This window comes from uncultured Halopseudomonas sp. (assembly GCF_963977355.1).
Classification (GTDB): Bacteria; Pseudomonadota; Gammaproteobacteria; order Pseudomonadales; family Pseudomonadaceae; genus Halopseudomonas.
Genome location: NZ_CAXBOV010000013.1, coordinates 40,759 through 65,775, shown reverse-complemented (window position 1 = coordinate 65,775; position 25,017 = coordinate 40,759). Strand labels below are relative to the sequence as shown.

Below are 25,017 nucleotides of genomic sequence, written 5' to 3'. Positions count from 1 at the left end.
CATTGCGCTGCAGCCCAGAGCGATTATCAGCGTACGCCAGCCTGACGCAGTGCAGCGGGCGTGAAGTCCGATGCGCTTGAGGCGTGCTGGTAGTTGTAGTCCTGAGCTTCTTCGTTGTTTAGGCCCATAACCAGATAACGACCGGCGAGCACGTCATACAGCGTTTCGGCGGCAAAACCGGGTACCTGATCCTTGTAGCGATGCAGGGCATGGGCTTCGGCTACACGCCACATGGTGCCACGAGCGTCGTAGTGATCGATGTGAGCGGCCTGCCAGGAGTCCTCATCAACAAACATGTGGCGCTTGGCATAGATATGACGCTGATCGGGCTTTACGTTCGCCTCGACTTCCCACACGCGGTGCAGCTCGTAGCGAGTCAGATCGGGATTGATGTGGCCAGCCTGGATAATGTCGCTGTAGTCGTGCTCAGGCGAACCCAGGTTGTAGCTGTTATAGGCAATGTACATTTCCTTCTTGCCCTTGAGCTCCCAGTCGTAACGATCAGGTGCACCGTTGTACATATCCAGGTTGTCGGAAGTACGCATACCGTCGGCTGCAGTACCTGGACCGTCATAGGAGACCTGAGGGGCACGGCGCACACGACGCTGACCGGCATTGTAGATCCAAGCCGTACGCGGTGTATCTACCTGGTTGATGGTCTCGTGTACCAGCAGCACGTTACCGGCCAGGCGGCTCGGGTCGGTTACCTGCTGTTTGAAGTAGTAAAGGATGTTATCCATGGTGCCCGGTGTGAAATCACTCAGGCCCTGGGGAATCACATACTCTTCGTTGAAACGTACTATGGTGTAGCTACCATTGGTCTGCGGAGTCGCTTGCACGATGATGCGCTGCAATGACTCACCGCGGAAGCGGGTCATGTGATTCCACACCACTTCCAGACCATTGGAGGGGATCGGGAAAGCAATGGCCAGACGATAATCTTCCAGCCCGTTACCGCCGGCTGCCAGTTTGGTGTTGGCGGCGTTATCACGCGCTGCGCTGTAAACCGCGTCAGGCATGGCAACACTGCGACGACTTTCGAAAACCGGCATGCGGAAGGTTTCAGGGTAACGCTTGAACATCGCAATCTGGCCAGGCGCAAGGTTGTCAGCATACTGCTCATAGTTTTCGGCAGTGATCACAAACAGTGGCTGGTCGTCGGCGAAGGGGTTGGATGCAAAGCCGTTAGCGTTTACAGGCGCAGCGTCCGTCGCCAGACCACCGGTCCACTCGGGGATGGTCCCTGCAGCGTTACCTGCTTTCTCTGCACCCACGGGTGTCAGGGTATTGCCCAGCGATGCAACCTGCTCGGGCGTAGCGGCCGCCATGCTTGCTGAGCTGAAAGCCAGCAGCGAGACTGCCAATGCGGAATGTCTGAAATTAGGTTTCATAGTTGCTCTGCCTTGCCTGTGGCCAGGAATCTGAACCCGGCCGATTGAAGGATGCCATTGCTGTGCAGCACAGCGTATGCAGCCGAGCACTCTACCTGAGCGCCGGCCGGTAAGAGACCGTCCAAAGTATGAATCTGTCTGGCAGACATACCCCGGGGCCCCACCGTTATAAGGCGTGAAACCAACCTTCATGCCGGAGAAACAGCCTAACGGACTACCTCCCCGGCCGGCAAAGATAACGCAACCGGCCCGGTGTTACCGGCCAGCTGCGATCTTGAATACGCTCAGAGCGTAGACAGGAAGGGGGCTTCAGCCTCTTGCCATTTGACAATCTCGCCACGAATCAGTTTCTTGTCGAGCTTGCCAACACTGGTTTTGGGTATTTCGGTAACACATGCGATCTGGTTCGGAATGGCCCACTTGTTGATTCGGCCTTCCTCGGCGTAGGGCTTGAGATGGTCTCGCAGAATGCGCGCGTCCATTTCCTTGCCATCATGGGGCACGATCAGTGCAAAAGGACGCTCATCCCACTGCGGATCAGGCACACCCACCACAGCCACTTCTTTCACAGCCGGACTTTGGCTGATCAGATCTTCGAGCTCCAGGGAGGAAATCCACTCCCCGCCAGTCTTGATCACGTCCTTGATACGGTCGCGAATCTCAATGGTGCCCATCTCGTCAATGGCCGCCACATCGCCGGTATGCATCCAGCCGTGGGTCCAGAGCTCCTTGCTCTTCTCCGGTTCACGGAAATACCCCTGGGTCAGCCAGGGAGCGCGCAGCACCAGCTCACCCTGGGTCTTGCCGTCGTGCGGCAGGAACCCGCCCTGCGGATCCATCAGGCGCGCCTCAACCATGGGAACAGGTGTGCCGGCCTTGATACGATAGGCAGCACGGTCATCTTCAGTACCCTGCTCCAGCTCCAGATTGATGTAACCACTGGAGATCAGCGGGCAGGTCTCGGACATGCCGTAGGCCGCCGACAGGATCATGCCCTTTTTCTTGGCCACCTCGTACAGGCTGCGATTCAACGCGCTGCCACCGATGATCACCCTCATACCGCCGAAGTCCATGTCCTTGGCACCCTCGGCATTGAGCACCATTTGCAGAATGGTCGGCACGCAGTGGGAGAAGGTAACCTTTTCTTCGCGGATCAGCTTGCACAGCATTTCCGGCTCGTAACGACCCGGATACACCTGCTTGGTGCCCAGCAAGGTTGCCGTGTACGGAATACCCCAGGCGTGCACGTGGAACATCGGTGTGATGGGCATATACACATCACGATTACCAAACAGCCGCACACTATCCAGTCCGCCCATGGTCGATGCCTGGGTCAAGGTATGCAGCACCAACTGGCGATGGGTGAAGTACACACCCTTGGGGTTACCCGTGGTACCGGTGGTGTAGAAAGTGGTAGCGACTGAGTTTTCGTCGAACTCGGGGAAGTCGTAGGTCGGCTTGGCCGCGGCCAGGAGCTCTTCGTACTCACCTACCAGATCAGGAAGCTCGGCGGTTTTCTCCGGCCCATCGGTCAACAATATGGTTTTCTTGACTGTGGTGAGTTGATCCTCGATCGCCTTGTAAATCGGTACAAACTCGCTGTTGACCAGCACAAAAATATCTTCGGCATGGTTCATCGTGTACAGAATCTGATCGGGCGACAGGCGAATATTGATCGTATGAAGAACAGCGCCGATCATCGGGATGGCGAACATGCACTCCAGATAGCGGTTAGTGTCCCAGTCCATCACGGCAACCGTATCACCGGCTTTGACACCCGCATCAGTCAGGGCATTGGCGAGCCGGCAAACCCGCTGATTGAGCGTGGTGTAGTCGTACCGGCTGATATCGCGGTAGACAATTTCCTGGGTGCGCTCATAGCGCTGACCGGATAGCAGAATGTTCTTGATCAGCAACGGTGTGGCATGCGCCTCGTCCGTTGGTTTGATGACACGGGTATTAAGCATTGTAATGACCTGTATTGTTGGGCTTGTCTGGTCTGGATGCGGCCTTGGGCCAAGCATGCCTTTTACTATAGCCAAGTTTATACCTGGCTACCTATCCCTCCTAAGTATGAACCTGATCACACTCATCCAGCGAGTATACTGAGCAGGTATAATGATGCAATCGGGTCGATACATGACCCTTCATTCAAAATCAGTCAGCATTTTTCAGGAGCACAGCATGTCCGATAACCACATTGTCATCGTCAGTGGCGCGCGCACCCCAATGGGCGGTTTTCAGGGCAGTCTGTCCAGCGTACCTGCAGTCGATCTGGGTGCGGTGGCAATCCGTGAAGCGGTCAGTCGGGCGGGCATCCAACCTGCTGACGTGGAAGAAGTGATCATGGGGTGTGTGCTGCCGGCAGGTCTGAAGCAGGGCCCCGCCCGCCAGGCCAGCCTTAATGCTGGCCTGCCCGCAGCTACAGGCTGCACCACCATCAACAAGCTGTGCGGCTCGGGCATGAAAGCCGTCATGTTGGCTCACGATCTGCTCAAGGCAGGGACCAACAGCATTATGGTCGCCGGAGGCATGGAAAGCATGTCCAATGCCCCCTATCTGGTGGAAAAAGCCCGCGGTGGAATGCGCATGGGACATGGCGAAATCAAGGACCACATGTTCCTCGATGGTCTTGAGGATGCGCGCACCGGCCGCCTGATGGGCTCATTTGCACAGGAAACAGCCGACAAGCACGGCATTACCCGTGAGGAGATGGATGCATACGCCATCGAGTCCCTGACCCGCGCGAAAAAGGCCATCGACAATGGCTCACTGGACAGCGAAATCGTGCCGGTCACGGTCACCAGCCGCAATAGTGAAGTCCTGGTAAAGGATGACGAGCAGCCGCACAACGCCAATATCGACAAGATCCCCGGCCTGCGCGCTGCCTTCGGAAAGGACGGCACCATCACCGCCGCCAATGCCAGCTCGATCTCCGATGGCGCCAGCGCCCTGGTACTGATGACCGCAGCAGAGGCTGACAAACGAGGCCTCAAGCCCCTGGCCCGTATTGTCGGTCACGCCACACAGAGTCAGGATCCGAGCGAGTTCACCACAGCCCCGGTCGGCGCCCTGAGTAACCTGTTCGAGAAGACGGGCTGGAACAAGGATGACGTGGACCTGTTTGAAATCAACGAGGCCTTTGCCATGGTCACCATGCTGGCCATGCGTGAACATAATCTTGACCATGCCAAGGTCAACATCTTTGGTGGCGCCTGTGCCCAGGGTCACCCGGTCGGCTCCACCGGCTCGCGGATCATAGTCACGCTGATCAACGCCCTGCAAAAAACCGGTGGCAAGCGTGGTGTTGCGGCGTTGTGCATCGGTGGTGGCGAGGCAACGGCAGTTGCAGTAGAGCTGGTCTGACCCGCTCGCGATGCACCTGCCCTTCTGGCTGACTACCGCCCTGCTATCGCCTCTGCTGCTCTACCAGGGCAAGCGGGCGAGACGCACAACGCCTCGTCTACCCGAGGGCAGTGGTAACCCCTGCGGCCAATATGGTGAAGGCGCCCCTGCCCGGCGGATTCTTGTTCTTGGCGAGTCCACGGCCGCGAGCGTCGGGGTTGTTACCCACGATCAGGGCCTGGCCAGTCAACTGGCCAGACAGATTCACCAGCGCACAGGCCAGACCACCGCCTGGCATACCTTTGGCATCAATGGCATCCGCATGCAGGCATTGATCGCTGAGCTGGATAAAACGCAACTGCCAGCGGCCGATAATGTGCTGTTGAGCATGGGGGTCAACGACACCACGGGGTTTACCTCGCGAAGCCGTTTTTGTGATCAGCTACTTGCCCTGCGCCAGCTGCTCGCCGTGCGTTACCCGGCGCCGCTGATACTGCTAAGCGTACCTCCCATGCACCTGTTCACCGCCTTACCCTCACCGTTACGGCAGATCATGGGGTGGCGTGCCAGACAGCTTGATGCGGTCTACGCCCGTCTTGCTCACGAGAAACCGAAGGATTTCGTCCATCTGGAGTATCCCCTCGTTACCGAGCCCGGACTGCTCGCCGCGGACGGTTACCATCCAGGCCGGAGCGGTTATCAGCAGATTGCCGAGGCACTGGCTAGCAGTCGGACGGATCTGTTTCGCTGACCAAAGCTTACCACTGGCGAGCGGCCCGAAGCCGGCAGCTCAGCTGCTTCTGCCAATGGCGGGCGAAGGACTCGGCGCAGCGGATGGCAGGAGCCTTACGATCCAGCTCAATAACATCCCATATAGCGGCACGAACAGCACCAGACTGATGATCAGCTTGATCGCATAATCAACCGTTGCGATCTCGACCCAATTAGCCGCCATGAACGGATCATCGCTGCGCCAGAACGCTACCGAGAAGAACAGATAGGTATCCAGCAGGTTGCCGACCACAGTCGACGCAGCCGGGGCGACCCACCACTGGCGCAGCTGACGCAGGCGATCAAACACCTGAACATCGAGCAACTGGCCCAGCGCATACGCCAGAAAGCTGGCCACCGCGATGCGGAACACAAAGAGGTTGAACTCCCCCAGCGCCGCCAGGCCACCGAACTGCGCTTGCTGAAATACTACCGACACCACGTAAGAGGCCACCAGTGCTGGCAACATCACCCGCGCAATCACGCGCCGCGCCGCATGCTTGCCCATCAGGCGCACCGTCAGATCGGTTGCAAGAAAGATGAAAGGAAAACTGAAAGCACCCCAGGTGGTATGCCAGCCGAACAGGGTGACAGGCAGCTGCACCAGATAGTTGCTGACAATGATGATGAGGATGTGAAACGCAATCAAACCCGCCAGAACGGCGCGGTTGACCGTAGAAGATAACAACGACATGTGATGTCCTTTTTGGGATGAAATGGGGTTAGGGAACCCATTGCCGCAACCACTGCGGTTACGCGCGGCCGTCATTCTAGCGTTTTGCCAGCCAAAAAGGTACCAGCGCAGACGGGCGGTACCGCGCGCTATGATCCGAATCAATTCATCGTCACGGTGGCTTTGCTAGTCTTGTGACCAAGCCCCGTCAGGACAGTCCCATGGAAATAAACACACCCGTCACTGTGGCAATAGCGATCATAGCCCTCTGGATGGGTTTCCATATAAATCGGCGGGTAGCCTTTCTGCATACCTACAACATTCCGCCGGCGGTGACTGGCGGCTTGCTGATCAGCGCACTGGTTGCAGTAATTGAAGCCACATCGAAGCAGGACATTCGTTTTGATCTGCACCTCAGGGATCTGCTACTGATCACTTTCTTCAGTACTATTGGGCTGTCGGCGCACCTGCGGCAGATGCTCGAGGGCGGCAAAGCGCTGGCAATCATGCTGGGGCTGGCAGTCGTACTGCTGATATTCCAGAACCTGACCGGTACTCTCGTGGCGATTATTGCTGGCGAGAGCCCCCTGCTCGGGCTTATTGGCGGCAGCGTCTCCCTGGCAGGCGGTCACGGTACGGCCATCACCTGGGGCCAGTTATTCGAAGCCCATTTTGGTCTGACCAACGCCAGTTCCATGGGTATGACCTTCGCCACGGCGGGCCTGATCATGGGCGGCTTGATAGGCGGGCCAGTGGGAGCCTGGCTCATCAAACGCCATGGTCTGCATTCGGACGCCGCAACCGCCGAAATCCAGCATATCGAGTCAGGCAACAAGGTGACTTACATCATTGAGCTGAACAGCGTCCTGACTGCCGTGCTGTTGATCGCACTGTGCTTTGCCCTGGGCGCGTCGATCTATGGTTGGCTCTCAGGGGTTGGCATCCGCCTGCCAGCATTCCTCACGGCGATGTTCCTGGGTATAGCGCTGACCAACGGGTTGGAACTGTTCAAGGTCACTATCGACCACCGACCCATCCAACTGGTGGGTGATCTGAGTCTGCAGCTGTTCCTCGGCATGAGCCTCATCAGCCTGCCCCTGTTGTCACTGCAAGGCGCCCTCGGAATGATCAGTGTGGTCATGCTGATGCAGGCAGCTGTTATTACCCTGCTGACCATCTTTGTAGTCTTTCCGCTGCTGGGCCGCGACTATGACGCCGCCTGCATCAGCTCCGGTTTTATCGGCATGGGGCTGGGCGCCACACCAATCGGCATAGCCAACATGAACGCCCTTACCAACCGATTCGGCCCTAGTCCCAAGGCCTTTCTGGTCATCCCGCTGCTGGGCGCCTTCTTTATCGATATAGCCAACGCCACGCTGGTGCAGTTATTGCTGAGTCTGGAGATGTTTCAGGGCTAGTGGCCAAGAAAGAGCGTGATGGATAACACCAGCGGCGTAACAACCGCAGCGAACACATTCAATGCCAGATAGGGCCTCAATCGACCGATCTGATCTCCATATCGCCGGGCGCCCATCCAGACGAAAAGCCCGATCGCAGCGGGCAGTAAAGCGAGCAGACAGAGAGACGGCAGCGTTCCTGAGTCAACGCCCAAAACAATGACCAACATCGCCGCCGCCGCCATGAAACCGTAAACGCCAGTAGCAAACTCCACACCGTAGGCTATCGGTAGATGACGTCGCCCTACCTGGCGATCAGCCTGCATATCCGGGAACTGATTGAGCAGCAACAGGTTATTAGCCAGAAAGAAAGACACCAGGGACACTCCGGCAGCAACAACGCTGTAGTGCCCGGTGAGTACAAAATGGGTGCCAACCACCATCAAAGGACCAAAGGCGATACCCGGCGTGACAAGGCACAGCCAGGGACGTTGGTTTATCCACCGGGTGTAGAGCACGATTATCGCAACACCCAGCAGCCCCACAGGCAGGATCGCAGCACCGTAGTGCATAATAAAGTAGAGGCCGATCAGCACGACTAGAAGCAATGACAGGCCTGCGGACACACGCACAGCCACCGCTGCATCAGGGCAACGTATTAACGCTCCGCTGCCGCCGCTGAAGGGTGTTCGAGAAGTAAGCGCATCCAGCCCGCTACGGAAATCCTGGTACTCGTTCAGGGTATTCACGGCAATATGCGCGGCCAGCGCACCAGCCAATCCCAGCCACAAGTGGAGCCAGATCACTGGCGCGGAGCTCGCCAGCGCTATTGCCCCGCCCAGCAGCACGCAGGCGGGAGTCAACACCAGGAACGGTAAACGCATCGATTGGAATACGGCTTTAAACTTCACCAGGCAACCTCGTCGCTGAAGTCCGGGCGTGGACCCAAGGGTTTCAGCGGCGATACTACCGGAGGCGGTTATAAAGGATATTGCTGCAGGTCAAAGACCCAAAGCACCACGCCGGAGCCAGTCGTGCACGAAAGCGAGCTTTTGCCGGGCGTGCTCCGAGAGCACAAAGGGATATATATCCGACAATCCCATGGAGCGGTTCACGTGATTTACGCCCACGGTGAGCGTCGCAGCAATATGGATCAAGCGCTGAGCGTCGGGCTCCGAGTAGGGATCCCAGCCAGCGTCGGGTATCTGCGGTGAAGAGAGCCCGGTGGCCACAAAGCTGTCGGCTATATCGGTCAGATGGAGCAAGTGAGCTGCCGTCTCGGCCCAATCCTCATGGGGATGAGCGGAGGCATAACTGGTCAGGTAGAACTGCTTCCAGTTCTCCGGCGGACCGTTCTCGTAGTGGTGTTGCAGCGCCCCGTGATAATTGATCATCACGTCACCAAACATGCCCTTGAAAGCCTCCAGAAAGTCCTCGCGCAGACTCAAGCGCCACCAGAGCATATGGGCAATCTCATGCCGCATATGACCGATCATGGTGCGATAGGGCTCATCCAGAGCCTCACGGCGGGTTGTCACCAGAACAGGATCTACCTCCGCCACACTGATGGTTACGACCCCGTCGACATGCCCCATGGGCACCGGCGTTGCACCCTCAGCCAGCAAATGAAACACCGGTCGCGCCCCTGGATCCTCAGGTCTGAACCAGTGCCAGCGCCCCAGGTTGTCCAGCACCCAGCGTTTGGCCGCTTCGGTTTGCGCCCAATTGGGGATGGCATCGGCAATCGACGTATCAGGAGCCAGTCCCGTCATGCTGCAGGAGCGGCAGAACTCGCCTTCCGCTGGCGCTATCCAGTTACAGCCGATGATATCGCGATTGGCACAAAAGGGTGGCGTGGGCAGAAAATTCCGAGCTTGGGGGTCGTAAGCTACGGGCATTCCCTCAGCCGTGGCCAGATTGTCAAACCACAGAGAGCCGGCCCCAACTGGATTGGAAAAAACACGCATGAGCGGGCTCCAGAAAAAGCATTGGCCTACAGCATGGACCCTGAGCGGGTAACTACAAGTATTGGTATTGAATTATCCCGGCGGGACGCCTGCTATAGTCTGAATCAAACAGCAAGGGCAGGCCGAGACATGTCACAGAGTATGGAACTGACTGAGCGAATCAAACATATCCGCAAACTGACGCCACGGGATGCCGCCGAGGAGCTGGTTGGTCTGCCCGCAGACGACATCCAGTTCATCCTCTCACGCCTGCCAACCGAGCAGGCCATGCAGGTAGCCTCTCACCTGGGCGAAGTCGCCGCACCGGGAGAAACGGCCACGCGTGTTGTGCTGTCGGGCATTGAAGAAACCATTGGCGAGCTCATGACTCCCGCTACGGCAACACTCCCCTCCAGCTATACGGTCGCCGAAGCCCTGGCATTCATGGTGAAAAGCGCGGATGTCTCCGAGATCAGCTACATCTTTGTGGTCGAGGAAAACCGTCTGGTGGGCTTGGTGGGCATGCGTGATCTGATTCTCTCAAAACCCTCCGAAGCGCTCGCCAGCATCATGGTGCTCGAGCCCTTCGCGTTCCAGCAGAGCACACCGATCAAAAGCGCAGTGAGCGAAGTACTCTATCGCCACTACCGCATTTACCCGGTAGTGGATGATCAGCAGTGTGTGGTGGGTGAGGTGCGAGGCTGGAAGCTCTATGAACGTATTGTCTCGGAGCTCAGTACCCAGGCTGGCTCCCAGTATGGCGTAGCCAAGGAAGAGCAGATCAACACACCCGTACTGACAGCCTTCCGGATGCGCCATCCATGGCTGCAGGTAAACCTGATCACCGCCTTTGCAGCGGCTTTTGTAGTGGGCATGTTCGAGGGCACCATCGCACAGATCGTCGCCCTCGCCGCCTTCCTGCCTGTGCTCGCCGGCCAGAGCGGCAATACTGGCTGCCAGGCAATGGCGATTACCCTGCGCGGTATCACGCTAGGCAAAATACAAGACTATCCGCTCAGGCAGTTGCTGCGTAAGGAGATACTGCTGGGCGCGCTCAACGGGGCCGCTGTGGGCGTCATTGCCGGCACGGCCATGTATGCCTATGCCCTGCTCACAGACTCCGCGAACCCGGCCATGCTGGGTTTCGTCATTTTTATCGCCATGATCGGCGCCTGCATGGCCAGCGGCCTGTTTGGTGTTGCGGTGCCGTTGCTTCTTAAACGCTTTGGTGCAGACCCGGCCACGGCCAGCAGCATTTTTCTGACCACCTTTACCGACATCATCGGTATGGGTTTGATGTTATTTCTAGCCACATCACTGGTGCTCTAGGGCTAGCGCTCGAAGTGCGAATCAACGTCGGGCGCAAGGGGTCCGCAAGTCGAGGCAAACTGAATAGATTGATTAACTCTGGTTGCGACTAATCAGATGGATTACACCTGCGGCAATGAGCGCGACTATAGCGATAATGTCGGCGATAACGACCTTGCGAAGGGCGTCATTGTAACCACCCACTGACCATGCAATCGCGATGAAAGACACAACGCTGACAAAGCCAGCAATGATTGCCAGCGGCTTGAGCGATGGCTGAAAAGCCGCGTACACCAGGAAAAGGCCAAGCAAACCAAACAACACAGCCCGGTGACGCATCAGGATTTGGATATTGGGCTCGCCCAGCGAAACACCATACAGAACCGCAAGGCGCTCCACCCCAAGAACCCCGGAAACGGGCAAAAGATGAATGATCCCGACCAGCACCAGCAGACCTGTGACAACTTTTTCCATGTTTGACTTTCCTCCTTGAGGTGAAAGCCCGCGTCCGAGGCAACGCTCGTGCTAGGGACGAGCGTCAAAGCGACCATCGCTGCGAGCAGAGCTGATATCTCCAAGGACTCGCGGGGCATTCTACGCTTATCGCCACGACCTTTTAGTCGTCCAGCTCAAGTAGAGACTCCAATAACCAATAGCGCTGCCAGGCAGAGTAGCGAGATGCCAAAAATGACAGACCTCATAATTTGTAGATTTGTGTAGTAGAACAATGCGTACAAGGCTCTCGCGATGACAAAGCCCCAAACTGCATAGGCAGTGTATGTGGGAGCAGCATTGGAAAACATGCAGAAAATCGTTGCGAGAACCAGGATGGCAATGCTCTCGTTGGTGTTCGCAACGGTACGGCTAGTCCGAAAAAGCAGATCGCCGTGACCCGTGTTAACCAATGATCCAGGAACATGCTTGGATCTGATGCCAACAACATCCGCGACAAGCAGCTGCAAGAGCATCAACAACGCCATCGCACCCAGTGCAGAAATTGTATGTGTGTAGGTCTGAACTATATCCATGATATGCCTTAGGTTTGGTTACGGGGCGAGCTTCAGCCCATCTTATTGAGAGTTATGGATGGGTGTCCACTGAAGTGGGGGAAGTCCAGAGTGGACTTGATTACATGATTAGGCCCGAGCTTAAGATATTTGGCATAGCTTTTACTACTTTGCCACCTCTATGATGGCCAACGCTTCAAAACGATTGCCTTTAGTGGATGTGGCAAATATTCTTGCATTCCTTTCTTCACCCAAAAGAATGTTATCTGTAAGTTGACGATCAACCTTTATGACGTCGGAGACGACGAATAATGTCTGTTCACCTGGGGCTAAAACCTTCGGCTCGTTCGCGCCTGCATAAAATGCAAGATTGGGCAGGTCACGGTCCTGATACCCGGCCTCTGTGATTCGGACTGTGGTGCTTCCCATGTTTGTGATAAGAATGGCTGCCTCTAGGTCACTTCTTTCCTCTACTCCACTAATTATTCTTAAGTCGAGTGGGTTTAATGGGGAATTCTGGTGCACCATCTTTAATTCAATTTTCAATTTCTCTTCGACATTGTCTTGCCATGATTGATACTGAAAGTATCCAGTGACAAATGAAGCAATGAGCGCGAGAAGGGAAATCCAAAGGGATACTTTTGAGTGCATTTCCATGAGATCTCTGGCTGGTTAATTGCCTTATAAAAAGGCAGTGAATTATGTGGTTGCTTTTCTGGTTCGGATAGAAGGCATAACGCCCGGCACACGTGCCGATTTGTTGCCGCGAAGCGGTGGAGAAGCGGTCACCGTGCTGCCGCTTGTTATGCATTATTCCTCACAATCCAACGATTGTGTAACCCTGGAAGCCCCAGCAGTATCAAGGGCAGCCCAATGGCAACCAGCGCAAGCAACCCAAGAGGAGTGCTTATAAACAATAGGGTAAAGTCATAAAAATTTAAGGGAAGACCTGCCGAATATTGTAATACCCCAACAATACCAGTCAAAACGAGAGCGCCAATTAAAAACCAAGAAAATGAATACAGATATGTAATATATGCAAGCAAGTATACCTTTGCGGGGTAAATTGCTCGCCATGTCCACAGCACGAATAGCAGGACCGAGAACAGCAACTTGGCTAGTGCAAACTGAATCCCGTTTGTAACGAAGATCAAATAATGGACAAATGAGATATTCTTCAGCAAAGAATAAGCGCCTGGGTTTTGATTATACTTCATGACCAATCCGATATCTGACATTAATACCACCGCAACAATACCCACTGCGAGCAGTGGAAATATCCTGTTCAAGTACTTTCTCCATTAAATGCATAACGTTTGGTTAAGGGGCGGGCTTTAGCCCGTCCGAGCGAGCACAGCGAGTGATTTAAACCAATTGTTATGTGCCTCTATCGGGGGGTAGGGCCCCTGCCGCACGAAGAGAGACCAAGTTTGCAGAGGTCTGTAGTCGAGGTGACAGGAGCATTGGTTTTAGTGAATCTGAAACTGCCGCAGTTAGTGACGTTGCATATGCCGGGGGTATAGTGCTCGCGTGTTCTTCGAGTTCTTCTAATTTCTGGGTAGTGCCTCCACGCATTAAATTCAATATTCGTACTTTTAGGTACTGGGAATGTACCGAAATCATAAATGTACTCATCCTCGTTTTTTCTAAAGCTAAGCGACTTTTGACATTCACCGTTGATGCAGATAAAAAGTCGCATGTCACTTTGCTCTGCTCGCAAAGTGACCTGATAAACATCGGCTTTGATCTCTGCTCTGGACAGTGCCGAGATACTAAAGAGCAAAGGTATTAGTATTAAGTGCTTTTTCATATTTTGCTGCACATAACGCCCGCAGCACGCGCGGCTTTGTAGTGGAGGCGAAGCCGCAACGAAAAAGCCGTCGCTGTGCCTGCGATTGTTAGGCATCTTCGTCACTGGCTAATCCTGCCACAAACTCTGTAAATGATTCTGATAGTAGTGAAATGTTCTCGTCATCGTCAGAACGCTCGTGATCCCAAAAGTAAACTTTGCCAGCATACTCGCCAGCAATTCCAATACAGAAGTAATTGCCTCCAGGGTCACTAGCGAAAGGTATCACACCATTTGGGAGATACTCTTTAATGCCCTCAAAAACATAATCTAAACGAGAATAAGTTGGCCCATCATGAAGGCCTAATGAATCATTCCATACTTCTGAAGGCTCCGATGAGCCCGGCCAACACACCAAATACTTACTAGGAGTTCCACCATTATGCTCTATGAGAAAGCTCCGATAGTCCTCTGGGAGACTGCAAGCAAGGGATTTTTCGAAGCGTTCCAGCGCTTCCATTTTTAAGAAACCATTTCTATTTGAATCTTCGATGTTCATGCTCTTACTGCCTAACGCCCAGTTCAGTTGCGTTTTGGTTGAAGTGGATTTTTGTGCGAAAATTTGCGAAGCAAATGCACAAAAAGGAGCGTAGACCAAAACGTCAACTGGAACTGTTTGTTAGGCATTTTTACTTTCATAAATTTCTACAACTTGCAGCCAGCACCGTTTAATCTCTTTGATAATCGAAGGTTCACCATGTATTGCATTTGGACGAACTGGTGCTGGTAAGTGCTGAAGAAGCCATTCATCCGGCCACCCCTCCCAAACTCCGGCAACGCTCCGAAGATTACCCTCTAAAACAGGATACACCTCATACCAAAGCATCTCTTCAATTTCAGGCAAAGAAAATCTACTTTCTGATATGGTTCGAGCGATATATTTAAAGGTTAATTCATCGACTTCAGTATCAAGGAATAGATCTGATAGAGCTCGCCATATTTTCAATTTCTCTTCCGACCCCAAAGTTCTCTACCTTCCCGGATGATGCCTAACGCCCGGCTAAGCTGGAGTTTTGGAGTGAAGCCTTTTGTGTTATCAAACACAAAAGGCTGAACGGAAAAACTGTCAGCTTGAGCCGCTTGTTATGTGATTTTAGTTTAAACCCATGTCTTTCCATGCGTAGTACATACCTTGGTTAAAACAATGATTTATGTTTTTGCTATTTGCCCAAGGAAACTTTTTGGAAAATATCTGGGCAAATTCCTCTTCGCTAGTTTTTTACCGTGTATCTCGGCCATTGAGTAAACTTGGTCATGACCGAACTTCATTGCCTCTTGAACAACCGAGTTGTAGTGATCAAGTTCTTTTTCATTTAACTGCGGATGTGCCTTAGCAAGCCTTCCTTGAACTGGTTGAAGCCAATCTTTGCCCCAGGCCATAGCCAAGTGAAAAGCCTCATTCAGAAACTCTTCATCTGTGTACTCTTTTTTACGAAATGGCCAGATCATCTTCTTTCACATAACAGTGATTAGACCGCACACGGTGTTAATGCATAACGGATGGTTCGATATAACTCCAAAAAAGCCACAAAGAGCCACCCAATTTTTCTAATAAAAACAAGACTTTACTATCATCTGCCGGCAATAGGACGTATTCGCTTGAGCTCGACATTTCATGAATCCATTACTACTGTATAGACGCCCAGTGTGTGCCGACGATCAGGATAACGTTGGCAAGGCTGAGCTTTCTTCAGGCACGCTACCGCCCTATCCTCTTCACGGACAAGTGGCGGAATTGTTAACGGTGGTTGGCGTGGAATGCAGGCTGTCCGTGCCTGGGGGCGGGATGAAGCGAGCATTCCGTTGCGTTGTCCGAGAATAGTCCAGTCACATTAACAATGTCCAAGCTCATTTTCGGTCCAATCGCTTTGCATATCGTTACCAAGCATTCGGGCTTGAGGCTCGTGTGCTGGTCGTTAACGGCTTATGCTTGGCTATTCAGCTCGCCTGTGGCGCTTGCCGAATTGAAACAAGTGTTTAACACTGGCAGACCTTTTTTTCACCGCCCATATAGATAGGAGCATTTCATGAGCGATATTCGTTTTGACGACAAGGTCGTCATCGTAACCGGTGCCGGTGGCGGCATTGGCCGTGCCCACGCGCTGTTGTTCGCCAAGCATGGCGCTAAAGTTGTCGTTAATGATCTGGGTGGCAGCACCCAGGGCGAAGGCGCGAACAGTGATGCGGCCCTGAAGGTGGTTGAAGAGATCAAGGCTGCCGGCGGTACCGCCGTTGCCAACCCGGACAATGTGATCGATGGTGAGAAGATCGTGCAGTGCGCGATGGACAACTTCGGTCGTGTGGACGTGGTCGTGAATAACGCCGGCATCCTGCGTGACAAGAGCTTTGCCAAGATGACCGATGCCGATTGGGATCTGGTCTACAGGGTTCACGTGGAGGGCGCTTACAAGGTGACCCACGCTGCCTGGCCCTACATGAAGGACAGCAATTTCGGTCGCATCATCTTTACTGCTTCCACCTCCGGTATCTACGGCAACTTCGGCCAGGCCAACTACGGCATGGCCAAGCTGGGTCTGTATGGTCTTACCCGTACTCTGGCGATCGAAGGCCGCAAGAACAACATCTTCGTTAACGCTATCGCCCCCACTGGCGGCACGCGCATGACTGAAGGCCTGTTCCCTGAGGGCGCGTTCGACAAGCTCAAGCCTGAGCTGGTCAGCCCACTGGTGACTTACCTGTGCTCGGAAGAGAGCAAAGAGACGGGTAGCCTCTTTGAAGTCGGTGGCGGCTGGATGGGTAAAGTGCGTTGGGAGCGTTCGCTGGGTATCGGCTTCAACCCCGATGAAGGCTTCACCCCGGAAGACGTTGCTGCCAATTTCGAGAAGCTGTGCGACTTTGAAGGCGCTGTGCATCCGAAGGACAACATTGAGGCACTACGTGAGCTGATGGCTAATATCCAGAAGTTCAGCTGAGCAGGTAAGCCTTAACCAACAAGCTGAAAATCTAGAGCTGGTTGTAGTGTTGTGCTAGCAAAAGCCCGTACTGGAAACAGTACGGGCTTTTTGGTTTTGCCCAGATGAGTCGGCTTTGTTCGAGGTGGGATTCGAGCCCCCCCCCCTGGTGGAGCGTGAGTCCTGGATGTTATTCGCTCGTTGCGTTGAGCCTGTCTGCAGGATACTGGCGCATGAATTCCATGCTGTTGGCGGGTGAGGCTTTTAGCCAGTCGCGGATGACGCCGTTGGGTAGTATGACGACCATGCGTTTTTCGTCTTCCGGGCGGTGATAGTCGCGAAACAGGAGATGCTCTTCGGCGTTGATGGTGAGCATGCTGTAACTGTGAATGCGTTGCCCTGCGGGATCAGTCCATTCCTCCCACAAACCGGCAATACACATCATGCCGCCGTCGGCCCGTGTGAAACGGGTCGGCACGGCTTTGCCTGAGCGCCAGTCCGGTTCATAGATGGCGGCTGCGGGAATGATGCAGTGCTGCGCCTTGCGCCAGGCGTTACGGAAAGAGGGTTTTTCGGCAACGGTTTCAGTACGGGCGTTGTAGGTATGGCGGGCCAGTTTCTGGTCCTTTGCCCAGGCCGGTAGCAGGCCGAAGATGCCTGGCAGGAGCTCGAATTCGGTATCTGGATTCCCTTGTGCTGTACGCACAAAGGCGCCCTGGTAGCCGGGCCAGAGGTCCAGCTGTAGGGCAAGCTGATCCGGGCCGCCGAAGGCGTCTGTCAGATGCTCAGCTGTAGGGGCTTCGTAGTGACTGCACATGGGCGCCTTGGGTCCGCTTTAGGGATAAAAAAGCCCGCGTCTGTTGCCAGGGCGGGCTTTTATACTATCAGCTTGCAGCTTGTCGCTACGCGAAGCGTCAGATGTAAACGGCTTCCAGCGGCGGAAAGCCATTGAACTCGATAGCGCTGTAGCTGGTGGTGTAGGCTCCAGTGGAGAGCCAATACATGCGATCACCGATTGCCAGGTTCAGCGGCAGTCCGTACTTGTAGCTTTCGTACATGATGTCGGCACTGTCACAGGTCGGACCGGCGATCACCACATCTTCCACTTCGCCCTGCTTTTCAGTCCAGATCGGAAACTTGATGGACTCGTCCATGGTTTCGATCAGACCAGAAAACTTGCCCACGTCAGTATAAATCCAACGCTCCAGTGCCGTGTGCGACTTACGCGAGATCAATACCACTTCGCTGACCAGTACACCTGCGTTGGAGATCAGCGAGCGACCGGGCTCGAGGATGATCTCGGGCAGGTCGTCACCAAAGTCTTCCTGCAGGAAGCGGGTGATCTCTTCGGCGTAGGTTTTCATGGTGTTGGTCTTGGTGATGTAGTTGGCCGGAAAGCCACCACCCATGTTGATCATCTTCAGGGTGATGTTGTCCTCTTCCTTGAGCCGCTCGAAGATCACCTTGACCTTGGCGATGGCAGCATCCCAGGCACCAATGTCGCGCTGCTGCGAGCCCACATGGAAGGAAATGCCATAGGGATCCAGACCCAGTTCGCGGGCCAGCACCAGCAGATCCATGGCCATGTCTGTCTGACAGCCGAACTTGCGCGACAGCGGCCAGTCGGCCGTGGTGGAGCCCTCGGTCAGAATGCGTACATAGATCTTTGAACCGGGCGCGGCCTTGGCGATGTTGCGCAGGTCGGCTTCCGAGTCGGTCGCAAACAGGCGTACACCCTGTTCGTAAAACGCACGGATGTGTTTGGACTTCTTGATCGTATTACCAAAGCTGATCTGCTCTGGCTTCACGCCCAGGGCCATGACCTTTTCCAACTCATAAATGGAAGCGATGTCGAAGTTGGCACCCTTGCCTTTCAGCAAACTGAGTACTTCATTGGACGGATTGGCCTTGACTGCATAGTAGACCTTGCCGAAGGGGAAACCTTCGACCAGCTCGTCATAGGCACGATCGATGGTTTTCAGATCGACGACCAGGAACGGCGTCTCGAGTTGATCAGCACGGGCGCGAATACGGCTGAAGGTGTCGCGGTCAAAATATTCGTCAACATTAATAGACATGGCATCGGCTCCAAAGCATGTATTTTTTACGGATCGGGGTGCGAACGTCTGATCAGTATCCCCACTTTGGTTCGCCTACTTCCCAAGGCTGTCTCGTCGTCAGTACTTGAGCCGTATGGATCGTGCCAGCCTCAACGTTCGTGGCGCACCATAAAACCAAGCGATCCTGCGGTCAATAGGGACCTGTCATTTCGTCTATCCTCCCACAGGCCCATGACAATAGTGCGTTGATGCTGCGTGGTTCCACATCAGGTTGTCGGGCCGGCAAAGCATCTGTCTTCGCTAACAATACTAGACCATCGCCAGGGCAACCTTGCTCACAACATTTAACCCGCGCACCAAAACAGGACCACGGGCACCGTTTTGGCCCGTATCCGCGAACGGGCAAACACCTCCCCGCGACCCTTGTACGCCTATCGGCCCTGGCAACATTCTGTATCTTATTGTTCTTAATCGTTTTTATAAGAACCAATGTGACATTGTCATAAATTGGCACGTTCCCTGCTGAAGTAAGTTCAACACCCGCTTGTATACAAGACGGTATTCTCACCCTTAGCAGGAGGCCTGATGGCTCAGCAATCCGGATGGACAATCAACGAGTGGCAAGCAGCCTACCTGACAGGTGATCTCAGTCCACGCGATGCTTTGACCGCGCTGCACGCGGCGCTGGACGAAAAGGACCCGGCATTCATATATGTGCTCTCCACAGACGAGCTGAACGCTCAACTGGATGCCCTCGACGCCCTTCCCGACGCGAGCACTCTGCCCCTGTATGGCATCCCCTATGTAGTCAAAGACAATATCGATGTTGCAGGTCTCCCGACTACCGCCGCCTGCCCCGATTACGCTTACCTGGCCAAGGCCGACTCCACCTGCGTTGCCCGTCTGCGTGATGCCGGAGCAGTAGTGCTGGCCAAGACCAATCTGGATCAGTTCGCCACCGGACTGGTCGGCACCCGCTCACCCTACGGCGCAGTGCCTAACAGCTTCGACAGTAATTACATCTCCGGCGGTTCGAGCTCGGGCTCGTCAGTCAGCGTGGCCCGGGGTCTGGTGCCGTTCAGCCTGGGTACAGACACCGCTGGCTCTGGCCGCGTGCCAGCTGCTTTCAATAATCTGGTCGGACTCAAGCCGACCCGCGGGCGTTTCAGTACCACCGGCGTCGTGCCGGCCTGCCGCAGTTTGGATTGTGTTTCTGTTTTCGCACTTAACGTTGCCGACGCCGAACAGGTGGCCGGTGTAATGGAGGGCTTTGACGCGACTGACGGCTATTCGCGCCAGGCACCCGCTGCAGCCAAGTTGCTACCACTCAAGCCCCGGCTCGGTATTCCTGCCGCCACCCCCTGGTTTGGTGACAGCCAGTATGCAGCCGCCTGGGAAGCCAGCCTGGAAAAATTGCGCGCCATGGGCGTGGAGCTGATAGAGCTGGACTACAGCCCGATGCAGCAACTGGCTGAACTGCTCTACGGCGGCCCCTGGGTGGCCGAACGCTACGCTGCGGTTACTGAGTTCATGGACGCCCATGCCGATCTGATGAACCCGGTAGTGCGCGGTATCCTGGCCCAGGCGCAGAATTTCAGTGCTACCGACACCTACAAGGCCGAGTACCGCCGCGCTGATCTGGCACGCACCATCCAATCGCTGATGGCTACGGTGGATGCACTGCTGGTACCTACGACGCCGCGCATGCCAACACTTGAGGAGGTTGAGCAGGCCCCAGTGCTGGTCAACAGCCAACTCGGCACCTGGACCAACTTCGTCAACCTGGCTGATTGCTCCGCCCTGGCGCTGCCCGCTGGGCTGCGCGAGGACGGTTTGCCCTTTGGTATCACGCTGATTGGCGCTGCCTGGCAGGATGCGTCCCTGGCCGAGTTTGGCCGTCGCTGGGAGGCCTTTGCTCCCTGGCAAGCCGGCGCTACGGGCCGTACCCTGCCCGCCCCTGCTGCTGCCACGCAGGCTCCCGCCGGGCACGTGCGCCTTGCCGTGGTCGGTGCCCACCTGAGCGGCATGCCCTTGAACACCCAACTGACCGAGCGCCACGCACGCTTTGTTGAAAGCACCTTTACCGCCGACAACTACCGGCTATATGCCCTGCCCAATACCACGCCACCCAAACCGGGGCTGATTCGCGCCAGCGAAGGCGCCGCCATCGCCGTCGAGCTGTGGGACGTACCAGTCGATCTATTCGGCAGTTTTGTTGCGCTGGTCCCGGCGCCGCTGGGGATCGGCACCCTGACACTGCAGGACGGCCGCGAGGTAAAGGGATTTATCTGCGAAGGAGCTGCAGTAGACGGCGCTACGGACATCACACACCTGGGCGGCTGGCGCGCCTTTATCGCGTCGCGCTGAGCAGATCATGAGACAGAGTGCAGCCAAGGGTACCGGAGTGCTGAAACTGAATCGCAATACCGATTCTCTTTCGGCGGGCCACATCCCGGAACGTCGGCAGAACCTGACCGAGCGCATTTATGTGCAGCTCAAGCAGAGCATCTTCGACTTCCAGCTGTTGCCCGGTGACCGCTTTACCGAAAGCGAGATCGCCGAGCTGGTCTCTGCCAGCCGCACGCCCGTTCGTGAGGCACTGACCCGACTACAACGTGAAGGATTTGTGGAGGTGTCGTTCCGTAGCGGCTGGCAGGTGCGGCCCTTCGACTTCGAGCAGTACGAGCAGCTGTATGACGTACGAATCGCACTCGAGATGGCGGCGGTCAAGCGGCTTTGCGAGATGCCACAGGCACCTGATCTGGATGCCATCAAGGCTCTCTGGCTGGTCGCGCCGGCAGACCGCCTGACTGACGGTCCTGCGGTGTGTGCCATGGACGAACGCTTTCACGAGCAACTGGTCGAGGCTACCGGCAATGTCGAGATGGCCCGCATTCATCACGAGGTAACCGAGCGTCTGCGCATCGTGCGGCGTATCGATTTCACCAAGGCGCCACGTATCGAGGCCACTTACCTGGAGCACGGCAAACTCCTCGGCAGCATCATTCAACGCCGCGCCGAGGAGGCGCAGCTGATGCTCAAGACCCACATAGAGGAAAGCAAGGCAGAGGTGCGCAAGATCACCCTGCACATGATTTTCGAAGCACGACAAAACCAGAACAACAGCCAGCCGCCGAATACGGCGCCGGGCTGACACAGAAGGGCCGGCGGTATGCCGACCGGCTCCAGCGAAAGAGCGATGCACCCATTGTTTGCAAGCTTGTTTTCACACCTTTGGATAAGTACTTCACACGGAGAAAGACCCATGAAAATCAGAAAAATAGTCAAACAGGCCGGGGCGCTCGGCGTCGCGTGCAGCATGGCCCTTAGCGCGATGGCTGTGCAGGCGGAGACCATCAAGGTCGGCGTTCTGCACTCTCTGTCAGGCACCATGGCCATTTCGGAAACCACGCTGAAAGACACCATGCTGATGCTGATCGAGGAGCAGAACAAGAAAGGCGGTCTGCTGGGTAAACAGCTGGAAGCCGTGGTTGTGGATCCCGCTTCAGATTGGCCACTGTTCGCAGAGCGCACCCGCGAACTGCTTGAACAGCACGAGGTAGATTCGATTTTCGGTTGCTGGACCTCGGTATCACGTAAGTCAGTCCTGCCCGTTATCGAAGAGCTCAACGGCATTCTCTTCTACCCTGTGCAGTACGAAGGTGAAGAGTCCTCGCGCAACGTGTTCTACACCGGCGCCGCGCCAAACCAGCAAGCCATACCTGCTGTTGACTACCTGAAAGACGACATCGGCGTTGAGCGCTGGGTGTTGGCCGGTACCGACTACGTCTATCCGCGCACAACCAACCGCATTCTCGAGGCATACCTCAAAGCCAATGGCGTGGCAGACGAAGACATCATGATCAACTACACGCCCTTCGGTCATTCCGACTGGCAGAACATCGTGTCCGAGATCAAGCGCTTCGGCAGTGCCGGCAAGAAGACAGCGGTTGTATCGACCATCAATGGCGATGCCAACGTACCCTTCTATCGCGAACTGGGTAACCAGAAAATCTCCGCAGAAGACATCCCGGTCATTGCCTTCTCCGTGGGTGAGGAAGAACTGTCAGGTATCGATACCGGTCCGCTGGTTGGGCACATGGCTGCCTGGAACTACTTCATGAGCGAAGACACACCTGAAAACGCCGCCTTCATCAAGACCTGGCACGAGTTCACCAAGAACCCGGAGCGCGTTACCAACGATCCCATGGAAGCGCATTACATCGGCTTCAACATGTGGGTAAAAGCGGTCGAGAAAGCCGGTACCACTGACGTTGATGCGGTAATCGATGCGATGGTTGGCGTGGAAGTGCCGAACCTGACTGGCGGTACCAGCGTCATGCTGCCCAACCACCACATCACCAAGCCGGTGCTGATCGGTGAAATCCAGGATGACGGCCAGTTCCTGACCGTATCCCAGACCGATGATCTGGTGCCCGGCGATGCCTGGTCAGACTACCTGGAAGGCAGCAAGAACCTGATTGGCGACTGGACTGCCCCAATCAATTGCGGCAACTACAACACTGAAACCAAGTCCTGCGTGGGCGCCACTGCCGAGTAATCGGTAGCCGGCAAGCGGCCTCGATCCCGGGGCCGCATTCGGCCACAGGTCCGGCACGGCGCCGGACCTGTCACGACCACCCAAGTGAGAACACCGCAATGAATACACCCTGCCGCGCCATATCCTGGCAAACGCTGCGTGCAAGCTGCGCCTGGCTTTTGCTGCTTTGCAGCCTCAGCTTCAGCGTTGGACTGCATGCGCAAACCGACGAAACAGAGCCAAGCGACGGGACAGTCGATTCTGTTCAGACAACCGCAACAAGTGAATTCGAGGAATTGGTGCACCAACTGGTGCAAGGTAACTTGCCCAACCGCATCAAGACCGTCAACAAGCTCGCCGCCTATGATGATGAAAGGCTGCCAGCCATTTTTACCGCGCTCGCCGCAGGTGACCTGCAGGCCGACCGCAACACACCTCCCACCGTGGCGATACGCAACGGCGATCTGGCAACCGATGCGCTGACGGGCGAGGCGCTTGCCTCGACCGAAGGCCTGCGCCGGGTACCGGTGCATAACGCACTGCGCACCCAGCTACGTGGACTGATTGCGCAGCTCAGCCTCAACAATGCTGACCCGCAGGTGCGCTACGATGCGGTACGCCGGATGATTTACGATGGCATCGATGAAGAAACCGTCGAGCTGTTGCGTGTTCGTGAAGAAGTAGAGGATTCCACCCTGGTACTCGAAGCCATCGAGACCGCACGCGCCCTGTTTCAGCTGAACAGCGAAGATCCAGCTGTCCGAATGGAGGCCGTTCAGGAGCTCAGCGGCTCGCTGGAACGCCAGGCGCGCAACGAACTGGCCGAGGTAGCTGCCAATGACCCTGATCCGCAACTGCGCGCCGAGGCGCAGCAGGCCCTGCAGTCAATCGAGGGCCGGATAAGCTTCTACCGCTTTGTCGAGAACCTGTTCTTCGGCCTGAGTCTCGGCTCGGTATTACTGCTGGCCGCCATCGGCCTGGCTATCACCTTTGGGGTGATGGGCGTAATCAACATGGCCCATGGCGAGCTGATCATGCTCGGCGCCTATACCACCTGGGGCGTTCAGGTTCTGTTTCCCAGTCTGATCGAATGGAGTCTGCTGATCGCCATTCCAGCGGCCTTTGTGATCACTGGTCTGGTCGGGATTCTGATCGAACGCGGTGTGATCCGCTTTCTGTATGGCCGCCCACTGGAAACCCTGCTGGCTACCTTCGGCCTCAGCCTGGTATTGCAGCAGGCGGTGCGGACCCTCTTCAGCCCGCTCAACCGCTCAGTCAGCTCGCCGGACTGGATCAGCGGTACGCTGGTCATCAATCCGGTGCTTTCTATCACCTACACACGTCTGTACATCCTGATCTTCGGTCTGATGGTGTTCTTCGCCCTGTTGCTGGTAATGAAGCGCACCTCCCTCGGACTGAAAGTACGCGCCGTATCGCAGAATCGCGCGATGGCCCGCGCCGTGGGTGTGCGTTCGAGCTGGGTAGACGCGCTCACCTTCGGACTGGGTTCCGGCGTGGCCGGGATTGCCGGGGTCGCGCTGTCGCAGATTACCAACGTGGGACCCAACCTGGGCCAGGCCTACATCATCGATTCGTTCATGGTCGTGGTGTTCGGCGGGGTCGGCAACCTCTGGGGCACGCTGGTCAGTGCCATGAGTCTGGGGCTGATCAACAACTTCCTGGAGCCCTATGCCGGAGCGATGCTGGCCAAGGTCATGGTCCTGATCATGCTGATTCTATTTATCCAGAAACGCCCCAAGGGACTCTTCCCGCAGAAAGGACGCGCGGCGGCAGACTGACGCGCTTACGCGCGCTGCT

General features: G+C 55.8%; 23 protein-coding genes. 9 read left to right on the top strand and 14 right to left on the bottom strand.

Annotated features, from left to right (window positions below; all coding sequences use genetic code 11):
- Positions 1-26 precede the first annotated feature (26 nt).
- Both AAC076_RS08950 and AAC076_RS08945 read right to left on the bottom strand, forming a co-directional pair.
- On the bottom strand, positions 27-1,391 hold the full coding sequence (locus AAC076_RS08950; RefSeq protein WP_339844623.1) for a DUF1329 domain-containing protein: 1,365 nt from the start codon (positions 1,389-1,391) through the stop codon (positions 27-29).
- 284 nt (positions 1,392-1,675) lie between these two features.
- Entirely contained in the window at positions 1,676-3,358 is a 1,683-nt protein-coding gene (locus AAC076_RS08945) for a fatty acid--CoA ligase (RefSeq protein ID WP_339844621.1), read from the bottom strand.
- 217 nt (positions 3,359-3,575) lie between these two features.
- On the opposite strand from AAC076_RS08945, the gene AAC076_RS08940 reads away from it, so the two are divergent.
- Together AAC076_RS08940 and AAC076_RS08935 are read left to right on the top strand one after the other, a co-directional pair.
- Complete coding sequence (locus tag AAC076_RS08940) at positions 3,576-4,757, top strand: acetyl-CoA C-acyltransferase (RefSeq protein ID WP_339844619.1); 1,182 nt, start codon at positions 3,576-3,578, stop codon at positions 4,755-4,757.
- A 10-nt stretch (positions 4,758-4,767) separates the two neighbouring features.
- Positions 4,768-5,487: an SGNH/GDSL hydrolase family protein gene (locus AAC076_RS08935; RefSeq protein ID WP_339844617.1), complete on the top strand. Its 720-nt coding sequence runs from the start codon at positions 4,768-4,770 to the stop codon at positions 5,485-5,487.
- Positions 5,488-5,526: 39 nt separating this feature from the next.
- Here the strand turns inward: AAC076_RS08935 and AAC076_RS08930 are convergent, their stop codons facing one another.
- Positions 5,527-6,201, bottom strand: a complete 675-nt coding sequence (locus AAC076_RS08930; protein WP_339844615.1) for a 7-cyano-7-deazaguanine/7-aminomethyl-7-deazaguanine transporter — start codon at positions 6,199-6,201, stop codon at positions 5,527-5,529.
- 200 nt (positions 6,202-6,401) lie between these two features.
- On the opposite strand from AAC076_RS08930, the gene gltS reads away from it, so the two are divergent.
- The gene (gltS, locus tag AAC076_RS08925) at positions 6,402-7,598 is read left to right on the top strand and encodes a sodium/glutamate symporter (protein ID WP_339844612.1); all 1,197 of its coding nucleotides are present in this window, start codon (positions 6,402-6,404) and stop codon (positions 7,596-7,598) included.
- Here gltS and AAC076_RS08920 read toward each other — a convergent pair.
- Together AAC076_RS08920 and AAC076_RS08915 are read right to left on the bottom strand one after the other, a co-directional pair.
- Positions 7,595-8,488 (bottom strand): prenyltransferase, encoded by an 894-nt coding sequence (locus AAC076_RS08920; RefSeq protein ID WP_339844610.1) that lies wholly within the window; start codon positions 8,486-8,488, stop codon positions 7,595-7,597. The two genes, gltS and AAC076_RS08920, sit on opposite strands and share 4 nt — an antisense overlap.
- Before the next feature lie 90 nt (positions 8,489-8,578).
- Positions 8,579-9,544 (bottom strand): putative zinc-binding metallopeptidase, encoded by a 966-nt coding sequence (locus tag AAC076_RS08915; protein ID WP_339844607.1) that lies wholly within the window; start codon positions 9,542-9,544, stop codon positions 8,579-8,581.
- A 129-nt stretch (positions 9,545-9,673) separates the two neighbouring features.
- Here AAC076_RS08915 and AAC076_RS08910 point away from each other — a divergent pair, with 129 nt between their 5' ends.
- The gene (locus tag AAC076_RS08910; RefSeq protein WP_339844604.1) at positions 9,674-10,852 is read left to right on the top strand and encodes a magnesium transporter; all 1,179 of its coding nucleotides are present in this window, start codon (positions 9,674-9,676) and stop codon (positions 10,850-10,852) included.
- A 72-nt stretch (positions 10,853-10,924) separates the two neighbouring features.
- Here the strand turns inward: AAC076_RS08910 and AAC076_RS08905 are convergent, their stop codons facing one another.
- From AAC076_RS08905 to AAC076_RS08875, 7 genes are all read right to left on the bottom strand, one after another.
- Entirely contained in the window at positions 10,925-11,305 is a 381-nt protein-coding gene (locus AAC076_RS08905) for a phosphopantetheine adenylyltransferase (RefSeq protein WP_339844601.1), read from the bottom strand.
- Positions 11,306-11,460: 155 nt separating this feature from the next.
- Positions 11,461-11,859, bottom strand: coding sequence for an MAPEG family protein (locus tag AAC076_RS08900; RefSeq protein ID WP_339844599.1), 399 nt, complete (start codon positions 11,857-11,859; stop codon positions 11,461-11,463).
- A gap of 144 nt (positions 11,860-12,003) precedes the next feature.
- Positions 12,004-12,495 (bottom strand): hypothetical protein, encoded by a 492-nt coding sequence (locus AAC076_RS08895; protein WP_339844598.1) that lies wholly within the window; start codon positions 12,493-12,495, stop codon positions 12,004-12,006.
- Positions 12,496-12,641: 146 nt separating this feature from the next.
- Positions 12,642-13,127 carry a hypothetical protein gene (locus tag AAC076_RS08890; RefSeq protein WP_339844596.1) on the bottom strand — a complete coding sequence of 162 codons (486 nt, stop codon included), beginning with the start codon at positions 13,125-13,127 and terminating at the stop codon, positions 12,642-12,644.
- Between the two features lie 609 nt (positions 13,128-13,736).
- Positions 13,737-14,186, bottom strand: coding sequence for an SMI1/KNR4 family protein (locus AAC076_RS08885; RefSeq protein WP_339844593.1), 450 nt, complete (start codon positions 14,184-14,186; stop codon positions 13,737-13,739).
- Positions 14,187-14,306: 120 nt separating this feature from the next.
- Positions 14,307-14,633: a hypothetical protein gene (locus tag AAC076_RS08880; protein ID WP_339844591.1), complete on the bottom strand. Its 327-nt coding sequence runs from the start codon at positions 14,631-14,633 to the stop codon at positions 14,307-14,309.
- A gap of 203 nt (positions 14,634-14,836) precedes the next feature.
- Positions 14,837-15,136: a hypothetical protein gene (locus AAC076_RS08875; protein ID WP_339844590.1), complete on the bottom strand. Its 300-nt coding sequence runs from the start codon at positions 15,134-15,136 to the stop codon at positions 14,837-14,839.
- 578 nt (positions 15,137-15,714) lie between these two features.
- Here AAC076_RS08875 and AAC076_RS08870 point away from each other — a divergent pair.
- Positions 15,715-16,620, top strand: a complete 906-nt coding sequence (locus AAC076_RS08870; RefSeq protein WP_339844588.1) for an SDR family oxidoreductase — start codon at positions 15,715-15,717, stop codon at positions 16,618-16,620.
- 169 nt (positions 16,621-16,789) lie between these two features.
- On the opposite strand, the gene AAC076_RS08865 is transcribed toward AAC076_RS08870, so the two are convergent.
- Positions 16,790-17,416: an SOS response-associated peptidase gene (locus AAC076_RS08865; RefSeq protein ID WP_339844587.1), complete on the bottom strand. Its 627-nt coding sequence runs from the start codon at positions 17,414-17,416 to the stop codon at positions 16,790-16,792.
- Positions 17,417-17,513: 97 nt separating this feature from the next.
- A complete protein-coding gene (locus AAC076_RS08860; protein WP_339844585.1) occupies positions 17,514-18,677 on the bottom strand; it encodes a type III PLP-dependent enzyme in 1,164 nt (387 codons plus the stop codon).
- 567 nt (positions 18,678-19,244) lie between these two features.
- Between AAC076_RS08860 and atzF the strand changes: the two genes are divergently transcribed.
- The 4 genes from atzF to urtB all read left to right on the top strand — a co-directional run bounded on the left by atzF (position 19,245) and on the right by urtB (position 24,998).
- Entirely contained in the window at positions 19,245-21,026 is a 1,782-nt protein-coding gene (gene atzF / locus AAC076_RS08855; protein ID WP_339844583.1) for an allophanate hydrolase, read from the top strand.
- 7 nt (positions 21,027-21,033) lie between these two features.
- On the top strand, positions 21,034-21,813 hold the full coding sequence (locus tag AAC076_RS08850) for a GntR family transcriptional regulator (protein WP_339844581.1): 780 nt from the start codon (positions 21,034-21,036) through the stop codon (positions 21,811-21,813).
- A 165-nt stretch (positions 21,814-21,978) separates the two neighbouring features.
- Entirely contained in the window at positions 21,979-23,220 is a 1,242-nt protein-coding gene (urtA, locus tag AAC076_RS08845; protein WP_339844733.1) for an urea ABC transporter substrate-binding protein, read from the top strand.
- 98 nt (positions 23,221-23,318) lie between these two features.
- On the top strand, positions 23,319-24,998 hold the full coding sequence (urtB, locus tag AAC076_RS08840) for an urea ABC transporter permease subunit UrtB (protein WP_339844579.1): 1,680 nt from the start codon (positions 23,319-23,321) through the stop codon (positions 24,996-24,998).
- Positions 24,999-25,017: the final 19 nt, after the last annotated feature.